This is a genomic window from Streptomyces sp. RGM 3693, assembly GCF_050471125.1.
Taxonomy (GTDB): domain Bacteria; phylum Actinomycetota; class Actinomycetes; order Streptomycetales; family Streptomycetaceae; genus Streptomyces.
Genome location: NZ_JBMPPQ010000001.1, coordinates 86878 through 105347, shown reverse-complemented (window position 1 = coordinate 105347; position 18470 = coordinate 86878). Strand labels below are relative to the sequence as shown.

The 18470-nt window shown below is 73.1% G+C and carries 17 protein-coding genes, 1 pseudogene and 1 riboswitch; of the genes and pseudogenes, 7 read left to right on the top strand and 11 right to left on the bottom strand.

Features of this window, described 5'->3' with window-relative positions:
- Positions 1 to 15 precede the first annotated feature (15 nt).
- From ACO0M4_RS00480 to ACO0M4_RS00455, 6 genes are all read right to left on the bottom strand, one after another.
- The gene (locus ACO0M4_RS00480; RefSeq protein WP_430367510.1) at positions 16 to 1449 is read right to left on the bottom strand and encodes a hypothetical protein; all 1434 of its coding nucleotides are present in this window, start codon (positions 1447 to 1449) and stop codon (positions 16 to 18) included.
- 61 nt (positions 1450 to 1510) lie between these two features.
- The gene (locus ACO0M4_RS00475; protein ID WP_430367509.1) at positions 1511 to 1822 is read right to left on the bottom strand and encodes a hypothetical protein; all 312 of its coding nucleotides are present in this window, start codon (positions 1820 to 1822) and stop codon (positions 1511 to 1513) included.
- A 167-nt stretch (positions 1823 to 1989) separates the two neighbouring features.
- Complete coding sequence (locus ACO0M4_RS00470; protein ID WP_430367508.1) at positions 1990 to 2748, bottom strand: serine hydrolase; 759 nt, start codon at positions 2746 to 2748, stop codon at positions 1990 to 1992.
- 95 nt (positions 2749 to 2843) lie between these two features.
- Positions 2844 to 3587, bottom strand: coding sequence for an isocitrate lyase/PEP mutase family protein (locus ACO0M4_RS00465; protein ID WP_430367507.1), 744 nt, complete (start codon positions 3585 to 3587; stop codon positions 2844 to 2846).
- Positions 3584 to 4069: a carboxymuconolactone decarboxylase family protein gene (locus ACO0M4_RS00460; protein ID WP_430367506.1), complete on the bottom strand. Its 486-nt coding sequence runs from the start codon at positions 4067 to 4069 to the stop codon at positions 3584 to 3586. Before ACO0M4_RS00460 ends, ACO0M4_RS00465 begins: the two co-directional genes overlap by 4 nt.
- A 5-nt stretch (positions 4070 to 4074) precedes the next feature.
- Positions 4075 to 4578 carry a carboxymuconolactone decarboxylase family protein gene (locus ACO0M4_RS00455; RefSeq protein WP_430367505.1) on the bottom strand — a complete coding sequence of 168 codons (504 nt, stop codon included), beginning with the start codon at positions 4576 to 4578 and terminating at the stop codon, positions 4075 to 4077.
- A 47-nt stretch (positions 4579 to 4625) separates the two neighbouring features.
- Between ACO0M4_RS00455 and ACO0M4_RS00450 the strand changes: the two genes are divergently transcribed.
- A complete protein-coding gene (locus tag ACO0M4_RS00450) occupies positions 4626 to 6065 on the top strand; it encodes a PLP-dependent aminotransferase family protein (RefSeq protein WP_430367504.1) in 1440 nt (479 codons plus the stop codon).
- 30 nt (positions 6066 to 6095) lie between these two features.
- Here the strand turns inward: ACO0M4_RS00450 and ACO0M4_RS00445 are convergent, their stop codons facing one another.
- Both ACO0M4_RS00445 and rocD read right to left on the bottom strand, forming a co-directional pair.
- A complete protein-coding gene (locus tag ACO0M4_RS00445) occupies positions 6096 to 7010 on the bottom strand; it encodes a hypothetical protein (protein ID WP_430371167.1) in 915 nt (304 codons plus the stop codon).
- 168 nt (positions 7011 to 7178) lie between these two features.
- Positions 7179 to 8384 carry an ornithine--oxo-acid transaminase gene (rocD, locus tag ACO0M4_RS00440; protein WP_430367503.1) on the bottom strand — a complete coding sequence of 402 codons (1206 nt, stop codon included), beginning with the start codon at positions 8382 to 8384 and terminating at the stop codon, positions 7179 to 7181.
- Between the two features lie 374 nt (positions 8385 to 8758).
- Positions 8759 to 8851: riboswitch (ZMP/ZTP riboswitch) on the top strand.
- 40 nt (positions 8852 to 8891) lie between these two features.
- Here rocD and glyA point away from each other — a divergent pair.
- From glyA to ACO0M4_RS00420, 4 genes are all read left to right on the top strand, one after another.
- Positions 8892 to 10169 (top strand): serine hydroxymethyltransferase, encoded by a 1278-nt coding sequence (gene glyA / locus ACO0M4_RS00435; RefSeq protein ID WP_430367502.1) that lies wholly within the window; start codon positions 8892 to 8894, stop codon positions 10167 to 10169.
- 187 nt (positions 10170 to 10356) lie between these two features.
- Positions 10357 to 11370, top strand: coding sequence for a tryptophan--tRNA ligase (gene trpS, locus ACO0M4_RS00430; protein WP_430367501.1), 1014 nt, complete (start codon positions 10357 to 10359; stop codon positions 11368 to 11370).
- 104 nt (positions 11371 to 11474) lie between these two features.
- Entirely contained in the window at positions 11475 to 12065 is a 591-nt protein-coding gene (locus ACO0M4_RS00425; protein WP_430367500.1) for a 2'-5' RNA ligase family protein, read from the top strand.
- A 324-nt stretch (positions 12066 to 12389) separates the two neighbouring features.
- The gene (locus ACO0M4_RS00420; protein WP_430371166.1) at positions 12390 to 13304 is read left to right on the top strand and encodes a YihY/virulence factor BrkB family protein; all 915 of its coding nucleotides are present in this window, start codon (positions 12390 to 12392) and stop codon (positions 13302 to 13304) included.
- 190 nt (positions 13305 to 13494) lie between these two features.
- Here the strand turns inward: ACO0M4_RS00420 and ACO0M4_RS00415 are convergent, their stop codons facing one another.
- From ACO0M4_RS00415 to ACO0M4_RS00405, 3 genes and pseudogenes are all read right to left on the bottom strand, one after another.
- The gene (locus ACO0M4_RS00415; protein WP_430367499.1) at positions 13495 to 14781 is read right to left on the bottom strand and encodes a D-alanyl-D-alanine carboxypeptidase family protein; all 1287 of its coding nucleotides are present in this window, start codon (positions 14779 to 14781) and stop codon (positions 13495 to 13497) included.
- A 480-nt stretch (positions 14782 to 15261) separates the two neighbouring features.
- A pseudogene (locus tag ACO0M4_RS00410) lies at positions 15262 to 15718 on the bottom strand (branched chain amino acid aminotransferase); the annotation flags it as partial.
- 13 nt (positions 15719 to 15731) lie between these two features.
- Positions 15732 to 16679 carry an amidohydrolase family protein gene (locus ACO0M4_RS00405; protein ID WP_430367498.1) on the bottom strand — a complete coding sequence of 316 codons (948 nt, stop codon included), beginning with the start codon at positions 16677 to 16679 and terminating at the stop codon, positions 15732 to 15734.
- A gap of 133 nt (positions 16680 to 16812) precedes the next feature.
- Here ACO0M4_RS00405 and ACO0M4_RS00400 point away from each other — a divergent pair, with 133 nt between their 5' ends.
- Both ACO0M4_RS00400 and ACO0M4_RS00395 read left to right on the top strand, forming a co-directional pair.
- Positions 16813 to 17304, top strand: coding sequence for a MarR family winged helix-turn-helix transcriptional regulator (locus ACO0M4_RS00400; protein ID WP_430371164.1), 492 nt, complete (start codon positions 16813 to 16815; stop codon positions 17302 to 17304).
- 484 nt (positions 17305 to 17788) lie between these two features.
- Positions 17789 to 18346 (top strand): RNA polymerase sigma factor, encoded by a 558-nt coding sequence (locus ACO0M4_RS00395; protein WP_430367497.1) that lies wholly within the window; start codon positions 17789 to 17791, stop codon positions 18344 to 18346.
- Positions 18347 to 18470: the final 124 nt, after the last annotated feature.

Genomic DNA, 18470 nt, shown 5'->3' with positions numbered 1-18470 from the left:
CGCCCCCGCGCTGCCTCACTCGATCACGGACGGCGGGATCTCCCGCCGCGGGGGCGAGGTGTCCTCGTCCTCGTCGAGGTACCGGGACCGCTGGGCTCCGGGGCGGCCCCGACCGCCCTTGTCGGCCTGGGTGCCCTTGCCCTTCTCCTGGCCGGCCGTCGGGTCCGCCGGGGTGGCCCGGGCGCCGCCGCGGCTGCGGTGGAGTCCGGCGCCGCCCTGGTGGTTGCCGCCGGCCGGGCCGGTCGCCGGGCCGGTCGGCCGCACGGCCGGGGCGCCGGGGGTGCGGGGCGGCAGGGCCGCGCGGGCGGCGACCGCGTCGGGGTTGCCCGATCCGCCGTTGGCGCTGCGGCGTGCCCCGCCGGAGCCGCGGGCCGGACCGCGCGTGCCGCCGGCGGGCACTCCGCCGCCCGTCACACCGATGACGCCGGGCATGACCGCGCCGCCCGGGAAGCCGCTGCCCGCGGGGGCGGGGCCGCCCTGGCCGCCGGACGGCAGCGCACTGCCGGCGGTGTGGCCGGCGGGGGGCGCGGCGAGGGTGCCGCCGCCCAGGCTCTCCAGCCCGGTGGTCACCGGCCGGTCGGCCCGGGGGCTGTCGAAGCCGGCCGGGACCGCGCCGCCGCCCGCGCCGTTGGGCTGCTTGGCCGTGGGCGGGTGGTGCGGCTGGGGGCCGCCGGTCACCGCGGCGTTCACCGGTGGCGGGGCCGGGCTGCTGGTCGGCGCGATCGGCCAGTCCCCGGCGATACCGGGTCCGATGCCCTCCCGGAGCCGCTTCCCCTGCGCTTCGTAGTGGGCGGCCAGTTCGTCCATCACGACGACGGCCTCGATCTGGCGCTCCTTGCTGGGCGGGAGGTTGCCGCGGTTGAGCTCCAGCGCCATCCGGGTGTCCAGCTTGGGGTTGGCCATGTCCCGCTTGAACTGGCTCTCGTCGCCGGTCGGCGCCACCGGGTCGGGGGCGCCCCCGGCGAGCCGGAGCGTCACCATGGCCTTCTTGGCCTCGCGGAGGTTGTGCGCGACGCCGACCTCCGGGCCCGAGGCGCGCGAACCGATCAGGGTGGACTCGACGTTCCGGGCGTGCTGGTAGCTGCGGTCGAGCTTCGAGAGCACCTTGGCGGCCTCCCGGCGGAACGCCTCGGCCGCCGTGCCCTCCCAGTGCGCCGCGGCGTGGTCGATGGCGTCCTTGAACGCCTTGCGGATCCCGCCGTGGCCGTCGTCGCCGCCCAGCCGGTCGGCGGAGGCACGCCAGTGCCGGCCGGAGTTCTCGATCGTCTCGGGGCTGGCGTGCTCGATCATCGACCGGAGCGCGGCCAGGTCGTGCTTCTGGAAGTCGGAGGGGGACCGCGGGGTCAGCCGGTGTCCCTTGAGCGACTTCAGCTTCTCCGCCCGCTCCTGCTCGGCCCGCCGACGCTCCATCTCCTTGGAGCCGTCGTGCTCCTGCCCGGCCTCCGTCATACCGGTCCCCCTCCCTCGTCCTCGCCGTCGTCACGCCCGCCCGGGCCGGGCGGTGGACCCGTCAGTCGTGCCTCGGCTGCCGGGCCGCGTGCTCCTCGTCCTCGTAGGCTCCGCGGCTGGCCTCCGTCTTCTCGCCGAAGGTGTGGAGGAGGTCCTGGAGTGCGCCGAGCACGTCCGCCAGGTACGTCTGCATGCCGTCGTGGGCGCCGGCGAGCTTGCCGGCCTCGATGAAATCGACTCCGAACGCCGACTTCGGGATCGACGTGCTGTATTTGACGGTTTGACTGGGGTCATCCATATCGCGCTGTAGACGTCGCAGCTGTCGCACGACGACGTCCAGCTCTTCCAGGTCGACCCTGAATTGCTCGGCCATGTACCGCTTCTCCCCGTTCCCCCGCGGGCCTTGACCACCAAGCTATCAAGCCCGCCGGGCTCCCCGTACGTCCGTTCTCCTCATACCCGTACCGGGGCTGCTTCTAGCGTGACCAGAACGGTCTGGAGCGGGCAATTCGCCAACCCGAAAAGAAATCTGACGATGCGTCAGCGATGGTGGGGGGCGAGACGGTGGCGGCAGTCCCAGACGCGGGACGAGATACCGGCCAGCAGCCGGGCCGCGGGGTCGTCGACGTCCTGGCCGTTGGCGAGCGGGCCGGTGTAGCAGACGGCGAGGACGTAGGGCGGGGCGTCGTGCGGGTGGACGACGGCGACGCCGTGCCGCACCCCGGTGATCCAGCCGTTCTTGCTGGCCAGCCGGGTGCCGGGCGGTAGGCCGGCGGCCAGGTCGACGCGGTGCGCGTTGTGTTCCAGTCGGGCCAGCACCTCCGGTTCCAGCGACGTCAGCAGCCGGACCAGGTCGTGGGCGGTGACGTGGTTGGTGAGGCCGGCGGCGCGAGCCGGGGCGTCCTCGATCCCGCGCGGGCTGCCGGAGGCGGCGGACGCCCCGGCCCGCCGCCACACCTCGGCCACCGCGGCCGGGCCCACCTCGGCCAGGCAGAGGCTGCTGGCCAGGTTGGAGGAGTGGCTGACCATCCGGTCGGCGAGCCAGCCGAGCGGCGCGGTGCAGCCCAGCAGCTCCCAGGGCTCCGGGTCACCGTCGTCGGCCCGGGAGTGCGCGTAGCTGCCGCCGACCGCCGAGGGGAAGGCGTTGACGACCGGGACCTCCCGGTCGAGGTCGAGTCCGCTGCGGTGGACGGCGGCGAGCACGGCGACCTTCATGGTGCTGGCCGCGTAGTGCGGGACGTCGGCGTTCCGCAGGATCACCGGGGGGTGCTGCCAGGGGGCTACGGCGACGGAGAGCATGGCTCATCGTAGGGCGGCGGGGTGGCCGGGCCCGGGCGCGAACGCCCCCGTGCGCCCCGCACGGGCCCGACCCCACCGACACATCCGACGCTCCGTCAGTTGCCGCTCTCGGCCCGCAGCCGTTCCGCGACCGCCGTCAGGGCCGCCATCGCCTCGTGCTGGAGGCCGCCGCCGAAGGTGATCCGGGTCGCGCCCAGGGCGCCCAGTTCGCGCGGGGACGGGCCGCCGGTCTTCGCCAGGGCGTTGAGCGGGAGGGTGACCGCCGCGGCCAGTTCGGGCAACAGCTCGGGCGGGGCGAGGATCGGGTAAAGGCAGTCGACGCCGGCCGCGGTGTAGTGGCGGGCCCGCTCCAGGGCCGCGTCGACGCCCGGCGTACCGCGCAGGAAGGTGTCGATCCGGGCGTTGATGACCAGCGCGTCGCCCGCCTCGGCCCGTACGGCGGCCAGCCAGTCGGCCTGCTCCCGTACGTCGCGGAGGGCGCCGGTGGTGTGGTCGGAGTCCTCCAGGTTGCAGCCGACCGCGCCGGCCTCGGCGAGCCGGCCGACCAGTTCCTTGGCGGACAGCCCGTACCCGGCCTCCACGTCCGCCGTCACCGGGACGTCCACGGCCCGCACGATCCGGGCGACGGCGGCGAACATCTCGTCGGCCGGGGTCTGGCCGTCCGCGTACCCCAGGGACGCCGCGATGCCCATGCTGGGGGTGGCCAGCGCCGGGAAGCCGGCGTCGGCGAAGACCCGGGCGGAGGCGGCGTCCCAGACGTTGGGGAGGATCAGCGGGTCGCCCGGCCGGCGGCCGTGGTGGAGGGCGCGCAGCGTCGCCGCGGGGCCGGTGGCGGTCACAGCTCCGACCCCGGGGGCTGGCGGACCGTGACGTTGACCCGGTTCCAGTTGTTGATGGCGACGATCACGGCCAGCAGGTGGGCGAGTTCGACCTCGTTGAACTGGGCGGCGGCCCGCTCGTAGACGGCGTCCGGGACGGAGCCTCCCCCAGTCTCGGCTCCGCTCGACCGGGGGGACCCCCACGTCAGCACGGTGACCGCCTCGGTGAAGGCCAGGGCCGCCCGCTCCCGCTCGGAGTAGAGGTCGCCGGCCTCCTCCCAGGCCGGCAGCAGGTCGATCCGCCGCTGCTCGACGCCGGCCTCGCGGAGGTTGGTGACGTGCATGTCGACGCAGAACGCGCACTTGTTGAGCTGGGAGGCGCGCAGTACGACCAGCTCCGCCAGCACGGCGTCGCCCAGGCCCTTCTTGGCGGCCATGGTGAGCCTCAGCTGGGCCTGGAAGAAGGCGGGGACCTGGCTCCAGAACTTCATGCGGTGGGTCATCGCGCTCACACCTGCCCCGGGACGAGGCGGGTGGTCACGCCGAACCGGTTCCACGCGTTGATGGTGGTGATCAGGGCGATCAGCTGGGCCAGTTCGGCCTCCTCGAAGGCGGCCTCGGCCTGCGCGTAGACGGCGTCGGGGACGAAACCGTCGGTGAGTACGGTGATCGCCTCGGTGAGGGCCAGGGCGGCGCGCTCCCGGTCGGTGAAGAAGCCGACGGCCTCCTCCCAGGCGGCCAGGAGGGCGAGGCGCTCCTCGCTCTCGCCGGCCTTGCGGGCGTCGTTGGTGTGCATGTGGAGGCAGAAGGCGCACTTGTTGAGCTGCGAGGCGCGGATGTTGACCAGTTCGATCAGGGTCGGGTCGAGGCCCTTCTTGGCGGCCGCGTCCAGCCCGATCATGGCCTTGTAGACCTCGGGGGCGAGCTTGGCCCAGCGCATCCGGGGGCCGTGCTGGTGACCGGCGGCGGCCGGGGCCTGGTGTCCTGCGGTGGGTGTCGTCGCGTTCGTCATGCCCTTGACGCTACGGGGTGAGTGGCGCAGCGGTATGGTCCACTTCCATGGAGAAATCGCGGGCCACTTTCGGTCGGGATCTCGGGCGGGACCTGCACCTGGACCTGGACGGTCCGGGCGGGCTGCGGGTCGCCCTGATGACCGCACTGCGCGACGCCGTTCGGTCCGGGCGGCTGACCCCCGGCACCCGGCTGCCGTCCTCCCGGTCGCTCGCCACCGACCTCGGCATCGCCCGCAACACCGTCGCCGACGCCTACGCGGAGCTGGTCGCCGAGGGCTGGCTCTGCGCCCGCCAGGGCTCCGGTACCGAGGTCGCCGAGCGCGTCCTGCCACGCGCCACGGCGCCCCGGCGCGCCCCAGGCCCGCCGTCGCCGGCCGCCGCCGGGCCGCGCTTCGACCTGACCCCCGGCACCCCGGACGTCTCGTCCTTCCCCCGGACCGCCTGGCTGGCGGCGGCCCGCCGGGCGCTGACCGCGGCGCCCAGCGAGGCGTTCGGGTACGGCACCCCGGCCGGCCGGCCCGAGCTGCGCGCGGTGCTCGCCGACTACCTCGCCCGGGCGCGGGGCGTGCGGGCCGATCCGGACCGGATCGTGATCTGTGCGGGGTTCATGCAGGGGCTGGGGCTGCTGAGCCGGGCACTGAAGGCCCGCGGCGGCACCCCCGGCCGGATCGCCACCGAGTCCTACGGGCTGCACTTCCACCGCGACGTGATCACCCGCGCCGGGCTCGGCACCGTCCCGCTCCCGGTCGACGCGCACGGCGCGGACACCGGCCGGCTGGCGGGCCTGGACCACCTACGGGCCGCCCTGTTCACCCCCGCGCACCAGTTCCCCACCGGCGTCCCGCTGCACCCGGACCGGCGGGCCGCGGCGGTCAACTGGGCGCGCGCCACCGGGAGTTACATCCTGGAGGACGACTACGACGGCGAGCTCCGCTACGACCGGCAGCCGGTCGGGGCCCTCCAGGGGCTGGACCCCGATCACGTCGTCTACCTCGGTACCGCGAGCAAGAGCCTGGCCCCGGCGCTGCGGCTGGCCTGGATGGTGGTGCCGGACCGGTTGATCGACCGGGTGTTGGAGATCAAGGCGACCGGCGAGTGGCAGTCCGGGTCGCTGGACCAGCTCACCCTGGCCGAGTTCCTGTCGTCGGGGGCGTACGACCGGCATCTGCGCGGGATGCGGCTGCGCTACCGACGGCGGCGCGACCAGTTGGTGGCCGCGCTGGCCGAGGCGGCGCCGCATGTGCACGTTTCGGGGATCGCCGCCGGACTGCACGCGGTGCTGGAGCTCCCGCCCGGCACCGAGCAGTCCATCGTCCAGGCCGCGCTGTGGCAGGGGCTGGCGGTGCACGGCCTGCGGGAGTTCACCGACCCGGCGGCCCCCGCGGTCGCCCGCGACGCCCTGGTCATCGCCTACGGCCGCCCGCCGGACCACTCCTTCGCGGCCGTCCTGGACGCCCTGCTGCGGGCACTGCCGCCGGGGGACTGACCCGGCGGGCCGGGCACCCGGCCCGGTGCGTCAGGGGCGTTCCGCGACCTCCGCGGCGGGGCCGGGTTCGGCCGCCGGCGCGTCGGGGTGCGCGACCGGCGCCTCGCCGAACCGGGCCAGGGCCAGCGCGCCCGCGACGGCCAGTGCGAAACCGGCGACGGTCAGCGGGGTCAGGCCCTCGCGGGTGCGGTCGCCGAGCCAGGCGACGCCGACCACGGCCGGGCCGAGGGTCTCGCCGATCACCATGCCGGCGGTGGCGGTGGTGACCGAGCCGCGCTGGAAGGCGGAGGTCAGCAGCAGGAAGGCGGCGGCCCCGCCGATGAGCAGCGCGTAGGTGGCGGGGTTGGTGAGCAGGTCGGCCGGCCCGAACCCGTCGATGAGCCGCACCGCGACCTCGACGACGCCGAAGCCGAGGCCCGCGCCGAGGCCGAGGGCGGCGGCGCGGGCGCGGTCCGGGAGCCGGCCGGCCAGGGCGCCGACGGCCAGTACGGCGACCGCGAAGACCAGTACCCCGATCCGCAGTGCGGGGGTGCCGGCGCGGTGCCCTTCGGTGCCGGAGGACAGCGCCAGCAGGGCCAGCCCGCCGCAGACCACCGCGACGGCGAGCCATTCGGCGCGCTGGAGGCGGGTGCCCAGGACGGGCGCGGCGACCACCGCGGTCACCGCGAGGGTCGCCGCCAGTGCCGCGCCGACCGTGTAGATCGGCAGCGTGCGCAGCGCCACCAGTTCCAGCAGGAACCCCAGCCCGTCCAGCGCCAGCCCGAGCAGGTACCGCCACTGCGTCAGCACCCGCAGCAGCAGTCGGGCGTCGACCCCAGAGCCGCCGGAGCCGCCGGACCCGGAGCCGGAGCCGGAGCCGGAGCCGGCCGTGGTGCCCCGGGCCGCCACGGCCTGGAAGACGGAGGCGGTACCGAAGCACACCGCGGACGCGAGGGCGCAGATCATCCCGAGCAGCATGGGCTCGACTGTACGGGGGCCGCGCGCGGCGGGGCAGGGGGCTTCCCCCGGGGGCGGGACGGCGGGACCGGCCGGGGCTACGGATACAGCCGGGGCCGCGGGGCCGGGGGCGGGGCTACGGGGACGGCGGGGACTGCCGGGGCTACGGGGGCGGGGCTACGCGCCCAGGACCTCGCGGAGTTGGTCCAGGCCCCAGTCCAGGTCCTCCTTGCTGATCACCAGGGGTGGGGCGATCCGGATCGTCGCGCCGTGGGTGTCCTTGACCAGGACGCCGCGGTCCAGCAGCCGTTCCGAGACGGCCCGGCCGGTGCCGCGGGAGGGGTTGACGTCGATGCCGGCCCACAGGCCGCGGCCGCGGACCGCGTCCACCGCGCCGCCGCCCACCAGCGGCGCCAGTGCGCGGTGCAGGTGGTCGCCGAGTTCCGTGGCCCGCCGCTGGTACTCGCCGGTGCGCAGGATCGCGATGACCTCCAGGCCGACCGCGCAGGCCAGCGGGTTGCCGCCGAAGGTCGAGCCGTGCTCGCCGGGGCGGAAGACGCCCAGTACCTCGCGGGACGACACCACCGCGGACACCGGCACCACCCCGCCGCCCAGCGCCTTGCCCAGGACGTACACGTCGGGCACCACGCCCTCCTGCTCGCAGGCGAAGGTGGCGCCCGTGCGGCCCAGCCCGGACTGGATCTCGTCGGCGATGAAGAGCACGTTCCGGGCCCGGGTCAGCTCGCGCACGCCGGCGAGGTAGCCGGGCGGCGGCACCAGGACGCCGGCCTCGCCCTGGATCGGCTCCAGCAGCACGGCGACGGTGTCCGCGTCGACGGCGGCGTCCAGGGCGGCCAGGTCGCCGTAGGGGACGACGGTGAACCCGGGGGTGAACGGGCCGAAGTCGGCGCGGGCCTCGGGGTCGGTGGAGAAGGAGACGATGGTGGTGGTCCGGCCGTGGAAGTTGTTCTCCGCGACGACGATCCGGGCCCGGCCGTCGGGGACGCCCTTGACCTGGTAGCCCCACTTGCGGGCGGTCTTGACCGCGGTCTCCACCGCCTCGGCGCCGGTGTTCATGGGCAGCACGAGTTCCATCCCGCACAGGTCGGCGAGTTGGGTGCAGAAGTCCGCGAAGCGGTCGTGGTGGAACGCCCGGGAGGTCAGGGTGACCCGCTCCAACTGGGCCCGGGCCGCGTTCAGCAGGCGGCGGTTGCCGTGGCCGAAGTTGAGCGCGGAGTACCCGGCGAGCATGTCCAGGTAGCGGCGGCCCGTCACGTCGGTCATCCAGGCGCCCTCGGCGGTGGCCACGACGACGGGGAGCGGATGGTAGTTGTGCGCGCTGTGGGCCTCGGCGGCGGCGATGAACTTTTCCGTGGATGTCACGGGTGACTCCGTCCGGCGGGTCGGACCACCCGGTCCGACCGGGTGGGCGATTGCCGGCCCCCTCCGTCGTGCGCTCCGGCCTCTTCTCGCGGTCTGCCCTCATTCTCACGCCGGGGCACCGCCATCCGCAGGGCACGCGCCGGCACGGTCCGCCGGAGCCCCCCGAGCGGCCCCCGAGCGGCCCCTCCGGCCGGCGCCGGGCCGCTCCCGGCGCCGAGCCGCGTGACGGCAGGACCTGTAGGGCGTGTAGGGCTGTAGGGCCCGTAGGAGCTATCCGGTGGATCAGGGTCGGACAGGCGCTGGGCCCGTCCGGTGGATCAGGGCCGGATGCGTCGTGGGCCCGGCGTGATCCACCGGGCAGGCCCTAGACTTCCGGTGCGCACCGCGACTGGCGTACGGGGAACGGACCCCGAGGGAGCGGTGCGCGGCCACACGCCTACGAGGTGCCGCCCGCCTGGGTACCCCGGGACCACGACCGACCATCGATCGATCGCCCCGGAGGACGCCATGACGGCACAGCCCACCGCCCATCCCGCCCTGCACGCCGCCGACCCCGAACTCGCCGCACTGGTCGGCGCCGAGGAGCAGCTCCAGGCGGACACCCTGCGGCTGATCCCCAGCGAGAACTACGTCTCCGCCGCCGTCCTGGAGGCCACCGGAACGGTCCTCCAGAACAAGTACAGCGAGGGCTACCCGGGTCGCCGCTACTACGAGGGCCAGCAGAACATCGACCTCGTGGAGACCCTGGCCGTCGAGCGAGCCAAGGCCCTCTTCGGCGTCGAGCACGCCAACGTGCAGCCGTACTCCGGCTCGCCGGCCAACCTCGCCGTGTACCTCGCCTTCGCCTCCCCCGGCGACACCGTGCTGGGCATGTCGCTGCCGATGGGCGGGCACCTCACGCACGGCTGGGGCGTCTCGGCGACCGGTACGTGGTTCAACGGGGTGCAGTACGGCGTCCGGGCCGACACCGGGCGGATCGACTTCGACCAGGTGCGCGACCTGGCCCTGAAGGAGCGCCCGAAGATCATCTTCTGTGGCGGTACGGCCGTCCCGCGGACCATCGACTTCGCCGCCTTCGGCGAGATCGCGCGGGAGGCCGGCGCGGTCCTCGTCGCGGACATCGCGCACATCGCGGGCCTGGTGGCGGGCGGCGCGCACCCCTCCCCCGTGCCGCACGCCGACGTCGTGGCGACCACCACCCACAAGACGCTGCGCGGTCCGCGCGGCGCCATGCTGATGTCCCGCGCCGCGCACGCCAAGGCGATCGACAAGGCGGTCTTCCCGGGCCTCCAGGGCGGCCCGCACAACCACACCACGGCCGCCATCGCGGTGGCGCTGCGCGAGGCGTCCGCGCCGTCCTTCCGGGAGTACGCGCACGCCGTCGTCGCCAACGCCAAGGCGCTCGCCGAGGCGCTGCTGGCGCGCGGTTTCGACCTGGTCTCCGGCGGCACCGACAACCACCTGGTGCTGATCGACCTGACCTCGAAGGACGTGCCCGGCAAGGTCGCCGCCAAGGCCCTGGACCGGGCCGGGATCGTGGTGAACTACAACACCGTGCCGTTCGACCCGCGCAAGCCGTTCGACCCGTCCGGCATCCGGATCGGCACCCCGTCGCTGACCTCGCGGGGGCTGGGCACGGCGGACATGCCGAAGGTCGCGGAGTGGATCGACCGGGGCGTACGGGCCGCGGGCAGCGGCGACGAGGAGGCGCTGACGGGGATCCGCAAGGAGGTGGCGGAGCTGATGGCCGCCCACCCGGCCCCGGGTCTGCCCCTCAGCGACTGAGCCGCGGGGAATACCCCCGCCGCCCCCACGTCGGGAATACCCCCGCCGCCCTCACGTCGGGAATACCCCCCACCACCCCCACGTTGTGGCCCCGCAGGGGGCCTTGCCATCCCCTACGGGATGTGTTCGGCCACCCCCTGCGGGCCTCCACGCCCGGGCTCCCCGCGGACCTGAGAGAATGCATGCCATGGCTCTCGAACGTCCTCGTGTGCTCTCCGGTATCCAGCCCACCGCCGGCTCCTTCCACCTCGGCAACTACCTCGGTGCGGTGCGCCAGTGGGTGGCGTTGCAGGAGTCCCACGACGCCTTCTACATGGTGGTCGACCTGCACGCGATCACCGTCCCGCAGGACCCCGCGGAGCTGCGCCGCAACACCCGGGTCGCCGTCGCCCAGCTGCTGGCCGCCGGCCTCGACCCGGAGCGCTGCACGCTCTTCGTGCAGAGCCACGTGCCCGAGCACTCCCAGCTCGCCTGGGTCATGAACTGCGTCACCGGCTTCGGTGAGGCGTCCCGGATGACGCAGTTCAAGGACAAGTCGGCGAAGCAGGGGACGGACCGGACGACGGTCGGCCTGTTCACGTACCCCGTCCTGATGGTCGCCGACATCCTGCTCTACCAGGCCGACCAGGTCCCCGTCGGCGAGGACCAGCGCCAGCACCTGGAGCTGACCCGCGACCTCGCGGACCGCTTCAACACCCGGTACGGCAACACCTTCACCATCCCGAACCCGTACATCGTCAAGGAGACGGCGAAGATCTTCGATCTTCAGGACCCGTCGATCAAGATGAGCAAGTCGGCATCCTCGCCCAAGGGCATCATCGACCTCCTCGACGACCCCAAGGCCACCGCGAAGAAGATCAAGAGCGCCGTGACGGACACCGACACGGTGATCCGCTTCGACCGCGAGGCCAAGCCCGGCGTCAGCAACCTCCTCACCATCCTGTCCACCCTCACCGGCGAGGACATCCCGTCGCTGGAGCGCTCCTACGAGGGCAAGATGTACGGCGCGCTCAAGACCGACCTGGCCGGGGTGATGGTCGACTTCGTCACACCGTTCCGGACCCGTACGCAGGAATACCTCGACGACCCGGAGACGCTGGACACGATCCTGGCCAAGGGTGCCGAGAAGGCCCGCGCGGTGGCGGCCGAGACGCTGGCCACCGCCTACGACCGGCTCGGGTTCCTGCCGGCCAAGCGCTGACCGTCCGCGGAGGGCCGGGACGTGCCCGTCAGGGTCCGTCCCGGCACACTGAGAAGGGTGCGCGCCCGCGCGGCGCGCGCACACACGTCAGGAGGGAGAACGCAGTGGGGACCGTAACGCTCGGCGTTTCGCTCGCGGTCCCGGAGCCGCACGGCAGCTTCCTCCAGCGGAGGCGCGAGGGCTTCGGGGACCCGGCCGCCCGCGGCATCCCCACCCACATCACCCTCCTCCCGCCGACCGAGGTGGACGCCGCGGCGCTGCCCGACATCGAGCGGCATCTCGCCGAGGTCGCCGCCGGCTGCCGGCCCTTCGCGCTCCGCCTGGCGGGCACTGGCACCTTCCGTCCGCTCTCGCCGGTGGTCTTCGTCAAGGTCGTCGAGGGCGCCCGCGGCTGCGCCGTCCTCCAGGAGCGGGTCCGCGCCGCGTCCGGGCCGTGCGCCCGCGAGCTCCAGTTCCCGTACCACCCGCACGTGACCGTCGCGCACGGCATCGACGAGGCGGCCATGGACCGTGCCCAGACGGAGCTGGCGGACTTCTCGGCCGCCTGGACGGTCGGTGGCTTCGCGCTCTACGAGAAGGGCGACGACGAGGTCTGGCGGCTGGAGCGGGAGTACCCGTTCGGGGCCGGGAGCGCGTCGGTGACGCTGCCCCGGCAGGCCGCCGAGCTGTCCCGGCCGCCGGCCGCGTCCTACTGAGGCACCGCCCTCTCGACCGCCGTTGCGCCCGTGCCCGGTGCGCCGGGTGATTGCCGGCTTGCGGGGTAGCCGGAAGCTAATGTTCCGGATCAACTGGGGCAGCCGGCACGGGAGGGCGGTACGGGGATGACGGGTGGACGGGGCACTCAGGACGGCGGGGACGCCGGGGACGACGGCGACTACGCGGGCACGCCCAAGAACGACAACGAGAACGAGAACGCCAACCCGAACGAGCACAAGGGCAACGGCGAGGCCGAGGAACGGGCCGAGGAACGGGCCCAGGAGCCGGCCGAGCAGCAGGACAAGGCCGCCGAGGGCGGTCCGTTGGGCTGGATCACCGGGCTGCCGGTCGTCGGCCCCCGGCTCGCGCCCGCCGTCCGCTGGGTGCTCGCCACCCACCTCTGGCGCAGCTTCGACCGGATGCTCCGGGTCCACTGGACCCGGCTGGCCGCAGCCATCACCTTCACCAGTTTCATCGCGCTCTTCCCGCTGCTGACCGTCGCCGCCGCGATCGTCGCCGCCACCATCGGGGACGCCCAACTGCGCACGTTGGAGGCCAAGCTCGCCGAGCAGGTCCCCGGCATCTCCGCCCAGCTCGACCTCGCCGCGCTGGTCAACAACGCCGGCACGGTCGGCCTGATCGCCGGTGCCGTGCTGCTGTTCACCGGCATCGGCTGGGTGCAGTCCCTGCGCGACTGCCTACGGGCCGTCTGGGAGGCGCCCGACGACGACACCAACTTCCTGCTCGGCAAGGTCCGTGACGGCGGGCTGCTGCTCGGCCTCGGCGGGGTCGCGCTGGTCTCGGTGGGCTGCTCGACGTTCGCCTCGGCGGCGGTCGGCCGGGCCGCGAAGGAGATCGGGCTGCCCGAGGGCGGCGCGGCCAGCATCCTGCTCACCATCGCCGGGTTCTGTATCGCGGTGCTCGCCGACTTCGTGATGCTGGCCTACGTGCTGACCAAGCTCGCCGGCGCCCACCCGCCGCGGCGTGCCCTGGTCACCGCCTCGCTCATCGGCGCGATCGGCTTCGAACTGCTGAAACTGCTGCTCAGCGGCTATCTACGGGGCGTCGCCGCGCGCAGCATGTACGGCGCGTTCGGCACCCCGATCGCGCTGCTGCTGTGGATCAACTTCACCGCGAAGCTCCTGGTCTTCTGCGCGGCCTGGACGGCCACCCAGCGGACGACCACCCAGGGGACGACCACCCAGCGGACCGAGCCCGCGCCCACGGCCGGGACGTGACGACCACGGGAACGTGACGACCGCCGAGGCGTGACGACCACCGCAGCATGACGGCCGCCCGAACGTGAGCCACCGCAGCATGACGGCCGCCGGAGCGCGACAGCCACCAGAGCGTGACGGCCGCGCCGAGGGTGCCGGGCCCGGGCCCGCCGGACAGGCGGCGGGCCGGCACCCTCGGCGCGGCGGACGGTCACTTCTTGCGCCGGCTCCTCCCGGCGCCGCCCCGGCGTCCCTGAACGGCCTCCGGCAGCGGCCGCCGCCTGCGGATGAACCACGCCACCGCACCCAGCAGCACCACCGCACCGCCGCCGATGCCCGCGGCCGTCCACGGCCCGCCCCAGCCGCCGCCGGAGTCCAGCCCGGCCTGGGCCTGCTGATCACCGTTCTTCGCACCGGCGCCGGACCCGTTGTCCGAGCCCTTCGGCCCGACCAGGTGGCCGACCGCCGCGACCTTGCCGTCCGCGGCGAAGCCCCAGTCGAAGAGCTTGGCGGCCTCCCGGTACGCCTCGTTGTGCTGCCTCTTCTCCGGGTTCATGACGGTGACGAGCAGCTTGCGGTCGCCGTGCTGGGCGACCCCGGTGAACGTGGACCCGGCGTTGGTCGTGGACCCGTTCTTCACGCCGGCGATGCCCGGGTACGGCTTGATGTCGTAATCCCCGCTGAGCAGCCGGTTGGTGTTCTGGATGCCGAAGGTGGCCCGCTTGCCGTCCTTGCCCGTGTCGCCCGGGAACTGCGCACTCGCCGTGGAGCAGTACTCCCGGAAGTCCGCGTTCTGGAGCCCGGCCCGCGCGAACAGGCTCAGGTCGTAGGCGCTGGAGACCTGCCCCGGCGCGTCGTAGCCGTCCGGCGTGATCACGTGCGTGTCGGTGGCGTTGAGTTCCACCGCCCGCTTCTGCATCTCCTTGACGGTGGCCTCGGTGCCGCCGTTCATCGCCGAGAGCGTGTGCACCGCATCGTTCCCGGACCGCAGGAAGACCCCCAGCCACAGGTCGTGCACGGTGTACGTGAGGTTCTCCTTTATCCCGACGAGGCTGCTGCCGGTGCCCATCCCCGCCAGGTCGGCCGGCTTGACCGTGTAGGTCCGGGTCTTGGGGAACTTCGGCAGCACGGTGTCGGCGAACAGCATCTTCAGCGTGCTGGCCGGCGCCAACTGCCAGTGCGGGTTCTTCGCCGCCAACACCTCACCGGACTCCGCGTCCGAGACGATCCACGAACGGGCCGTCAACTCCTTGGCGTCCGGGAGCGCAGGCGCACCCGCCCGGGGCTGCACCTGGACGCCGGCCTGGCCCAGCCGGTCCCCGCCCACCTGCGACATCTTCGCGGGGGGCACGGGCGCCTTGGGCGGTTGCCCGCCGTCCGCGGGCGCGGCCTGCGCGGTGCCGGCCAGCAGCGGCGACACCAGCAGCACGGAGGACGCCAACGCGGCGACGGTTCGAACGGCGGACGGGGACGCGGAGGCATTCAAGGTCGTCGGCACGTTCGTGAACGTACCCGCCCGCGACCGCCTCCCGGAACGCGCCCCACGGAAGAGTGCCCCTCCGAACGGCCGGATGGAGCCGCGCTCGACGTCCGGGCCGGGACCCTCGAAGCCCTCTCGCCCCGTGTCCCGGTTCCCGCTCGCCTTCGGGGGGAGCTGGTGCATCTGGTTCACCTTTCACAAACAACTCACTGTCACAACGTCAGGACTGGGCGAAAGAGCAGGTCAGAGCAGCTGACACCGTTCCCCGTCGGTGGGCCGCCAGAACCGGGAAACCGTGCGCGTCGCCGGGTGCGCCCGGTAGTCCACAGCACGCCCCGACGCCGCGGAAGCGTCGCCCGCACCACAGGTCGCCGCCGGTGAGGCGCTGGCCGGCAGTTGGGGTTGGCAGGTGGTCCACAAGGTCAAAGACGGTGACCGGTCCCCTGGGGATCCACCAGCGGCCCGTCCGGGATGTGAATCACGTATGACGCCGTACACGCCGGTTTCCTCGATCCAGGCGCGCGATCGCGTCCAGCCGCACCACCTGGTCGCGACCGTGCTTGATGGCCTGGGCCTGCGCGACCGGCGAAGTGGCTTAGTTGCCCGCGCACTTGACTGCACCGGCGCCACCGGGCGTGACCCGAAGGTGTGCCTCGGAGAGCCAGATGGACACCGGCTTGACGCCACCGGGGAAGTACGCCCCCGCGGGGAAGGCGATCACGATGATCACGTACTCGTGGGCGGGCCTGACGCCAAGACCGACCTCGGCGGCGAAGCTGAACGGCCGCAGGTAGAGCGACTACTCATCGGCCGTCGGCACCCCTGCCTTGTCCTGCTTGACCAGCATGTCGACCGCCTCGATGAACGTCTCCACCGGCAGCTCCGGCGTGGCGAGGCGGCGCGCCGAGGCATGGAAGCGCTTGGCGCTCTCCTCAGGGCGGATGGTGGCGACCGAACGGGTCGTCGGCTCAGCGCGTGGCGAGGCGGGGGAAGAGCACCTCGGCGTTGGCGCGGTCGATGGCGTCGGCCTGCCCAGGGGCGAAGTCGGGGTAGGTCTCCAGGAACCGGTTGTAGTACGTGCCCGCCTCCTGGGGGGCGAAGGGCCAGTCGCTGCCGTACAGGACATGGCCGGGCTCGGCGAAGGCGAGTAGGGCGGGCAGGGCGCTGGGGCTGGCGGAGAGGGCGGTGTCGAAGTAGAACCGCCTGAGGTCGCGCAGGATGTCCTCGGCACTGCGGTCCGGGTAGACAACGGTGGAGGTCAGCCCCGAGAAGCGGTAGGCGACGTAGGGGAGGAAACCGCCGCCGTGGGAGAGGATCACCCGCACGTTCCGGTGCCGGTCCATGACGCCGTTCAGCACCAGATTGAGCGCGGTGCGGGTGGTGTCGAAGGGGTAGTCGGCGAGCGGGGCGGGGGTGCCGGGCAGCATCGGCGTCGGGGGCTGGTCGGGGTGGATGAACACGTTGGCGTGGCGGCGGTCGAGTTCGGCCCACAGCGGTTCGAAGTCGGGGTCGCCGAGGTAGCGGCCGTGAGCGTTGGACATCAGCACCACGCCGTCGGCGCCCAGGATGTCGAGGGCGTGTACGGCCTCGGTGACGGCGCCGTCGATGTCGGGCAGCGGGATGCTGGCGAATTGGCCGAAGCGGTCGGGGTGGTCCTTGACCACCTCGGCGCCGTACTCGTTGACGGCGCGGGCGAGGGTGCCGGCGTCCCGGTCGGTGTCGAGGTGGACGCCGGGCGTGGTGACGGACAGGACGCCGGTGGCGATGCCCTGGTGGTCCATCATCGCGATCGCGCTGCTCGGACTCCACGCCGGGATGGCCCAGCCGCCGGCGTCAAGGCCGCGCGCGTCCAGGGCCTGGGCCCACACGGGCGGGACCATGTGCTGGTGAACGTCGATGCGGGCGGGGAACGACATATTGCTTGCCCTTCTATTAATTAGCTAGCTAATTAATTTATCTAGTAAGCTAACAGTCGTGAGGGAAACAGGCAAGCACGCACGTCGCCGGGCTACCGCGATCGAACCTGACGAGGGCACCGCGGTGGACACCATGCGAGGCCACGAGGGAGAACACAGCGGTGTCGAGGACGTGGCGCGCGCAGCAGACCAGCTCTTCTACGCCATGCGCCGCGCACGGGCGGCCACCGCCGGCCAGGCGGCAGAGGGCCTGTCCCTGGCCCAGACGGCCCTGCTTACCCCTCTGACGGAGGGTGGCGCGCAGGAGACCGGTCTGCCCGTCGGGCGGCTGGCCGCCGGCGCCGAGGTCAGCGTCCCCACGGCGACCCGGATGCTCAAGCAGCTTGAGGCCAAGGGCGTGGTGACCCGACAGCGCTCCCCTGAGGACGAACGCCGGGTCATGATCCGCCTCACCGAGGAAGGGGCCCGTCGACTCACGGCCATGCAGCGCGCGCTTCAAGAACGCCAGTCCCGAGCGCTGTCCCACCTCACACCACAGGAGTGCCGCACGCTCGCCGCGCAACTGCACTGGCTGGCCGACGTCATTGCCGACTCGTCAAACGACGTCGCATCCGACGAAGGCTGAGCCCGGATTCCCGTGCCGTTCAGAAACACGCGATCGTCGGAGGAGGCGGACCCGGTCCGGGCGGTGGCCGAGTGCCTGCCTTCGTCGAGGCCGCGGCCGCCTCAACCTGAGACAGGGGACCGCCGGACCGCCGCAGAGCCACCGCCCGTCGGCCGGAACGGAATCAGTTGTTCCGTCAGCGCGGCCTGGAGTTCCGCTGAGCATCGGCCGTCGGCCAATCCGGCCGTGCCGCGCACGTTCCACCACGTCTGCCGGACGCCGGCACAGACGCCGCACACGGTTGCGGCTCCGGGGCCCGGCCGCAGGAAAAGCTTGCGGCCGGGGTGAATCCTTTCCGGATGTCGATGCCTCCTATGTGAGTGTCGCGCAGGCACTCGGAGCCGGATGTGGAGGTTGGAATGGTCATGGTTGTCGTCGCGACCGTTGTGGTCGCGTTGACGGGGGCGTCCAGCGTGACGTCAACGCACCGGTGGGGGGCGTTCGCATGGCTGAGTGGAGCTGGGCCAGCGAGCGACTGATCGACGCCGCTCAGCGTGGTGATGTCGAGTCGATCAACGCGCTGGTCTACGACGCCCATCCGCACGTGCAGCGATTCGCGCATGCGCTGTGCGCCTCACCCCAGGACGCCGAGGATGCCGCACAGGAGGCGCTGATCGTTCTCTATCGCAAGATCGGCTCGCTGCGGGCGACGGGGGCGTTGGCGTCGTGGATGTTCCGGATCGTGCGCAACGAGTGCCTGCGCCGGGCACAGCTGATGGCCCGCCGGCGTGAACACTCCACCGATGCCGAGATGCTGCCGCTGGAGGACGAGGTCCTCCAGCGCCTGGAAGCCGAGCGGGTCGCCCGAGCTATCGGTGATCTGGCCGAACTGCAGCGGCGGGTTCTGATCATGCGCGACGTCCAGGGGTATCCGGGGCGGACGGTCGCCGACACGTTGGGGCTGAGCGTGGCCGCGATGAAGTCCCAGCCGCACCGCGCGCGCACGGCGGTGCGGCTCGCCCTGCACACCGGATCCGATGCCAGGCCCGGAGACGCAGGATGACCGGGGACAGGAGCTTCGCCAGTTCCTCGACCCCGCGTCACCTCGCACGCGGAGTCCTCGGCTTCGGTGCCCTGATCGGGGCAGTCGCGTTGCTCCCGGCCCTGGGGCCGGCGAGTCTGCTGCT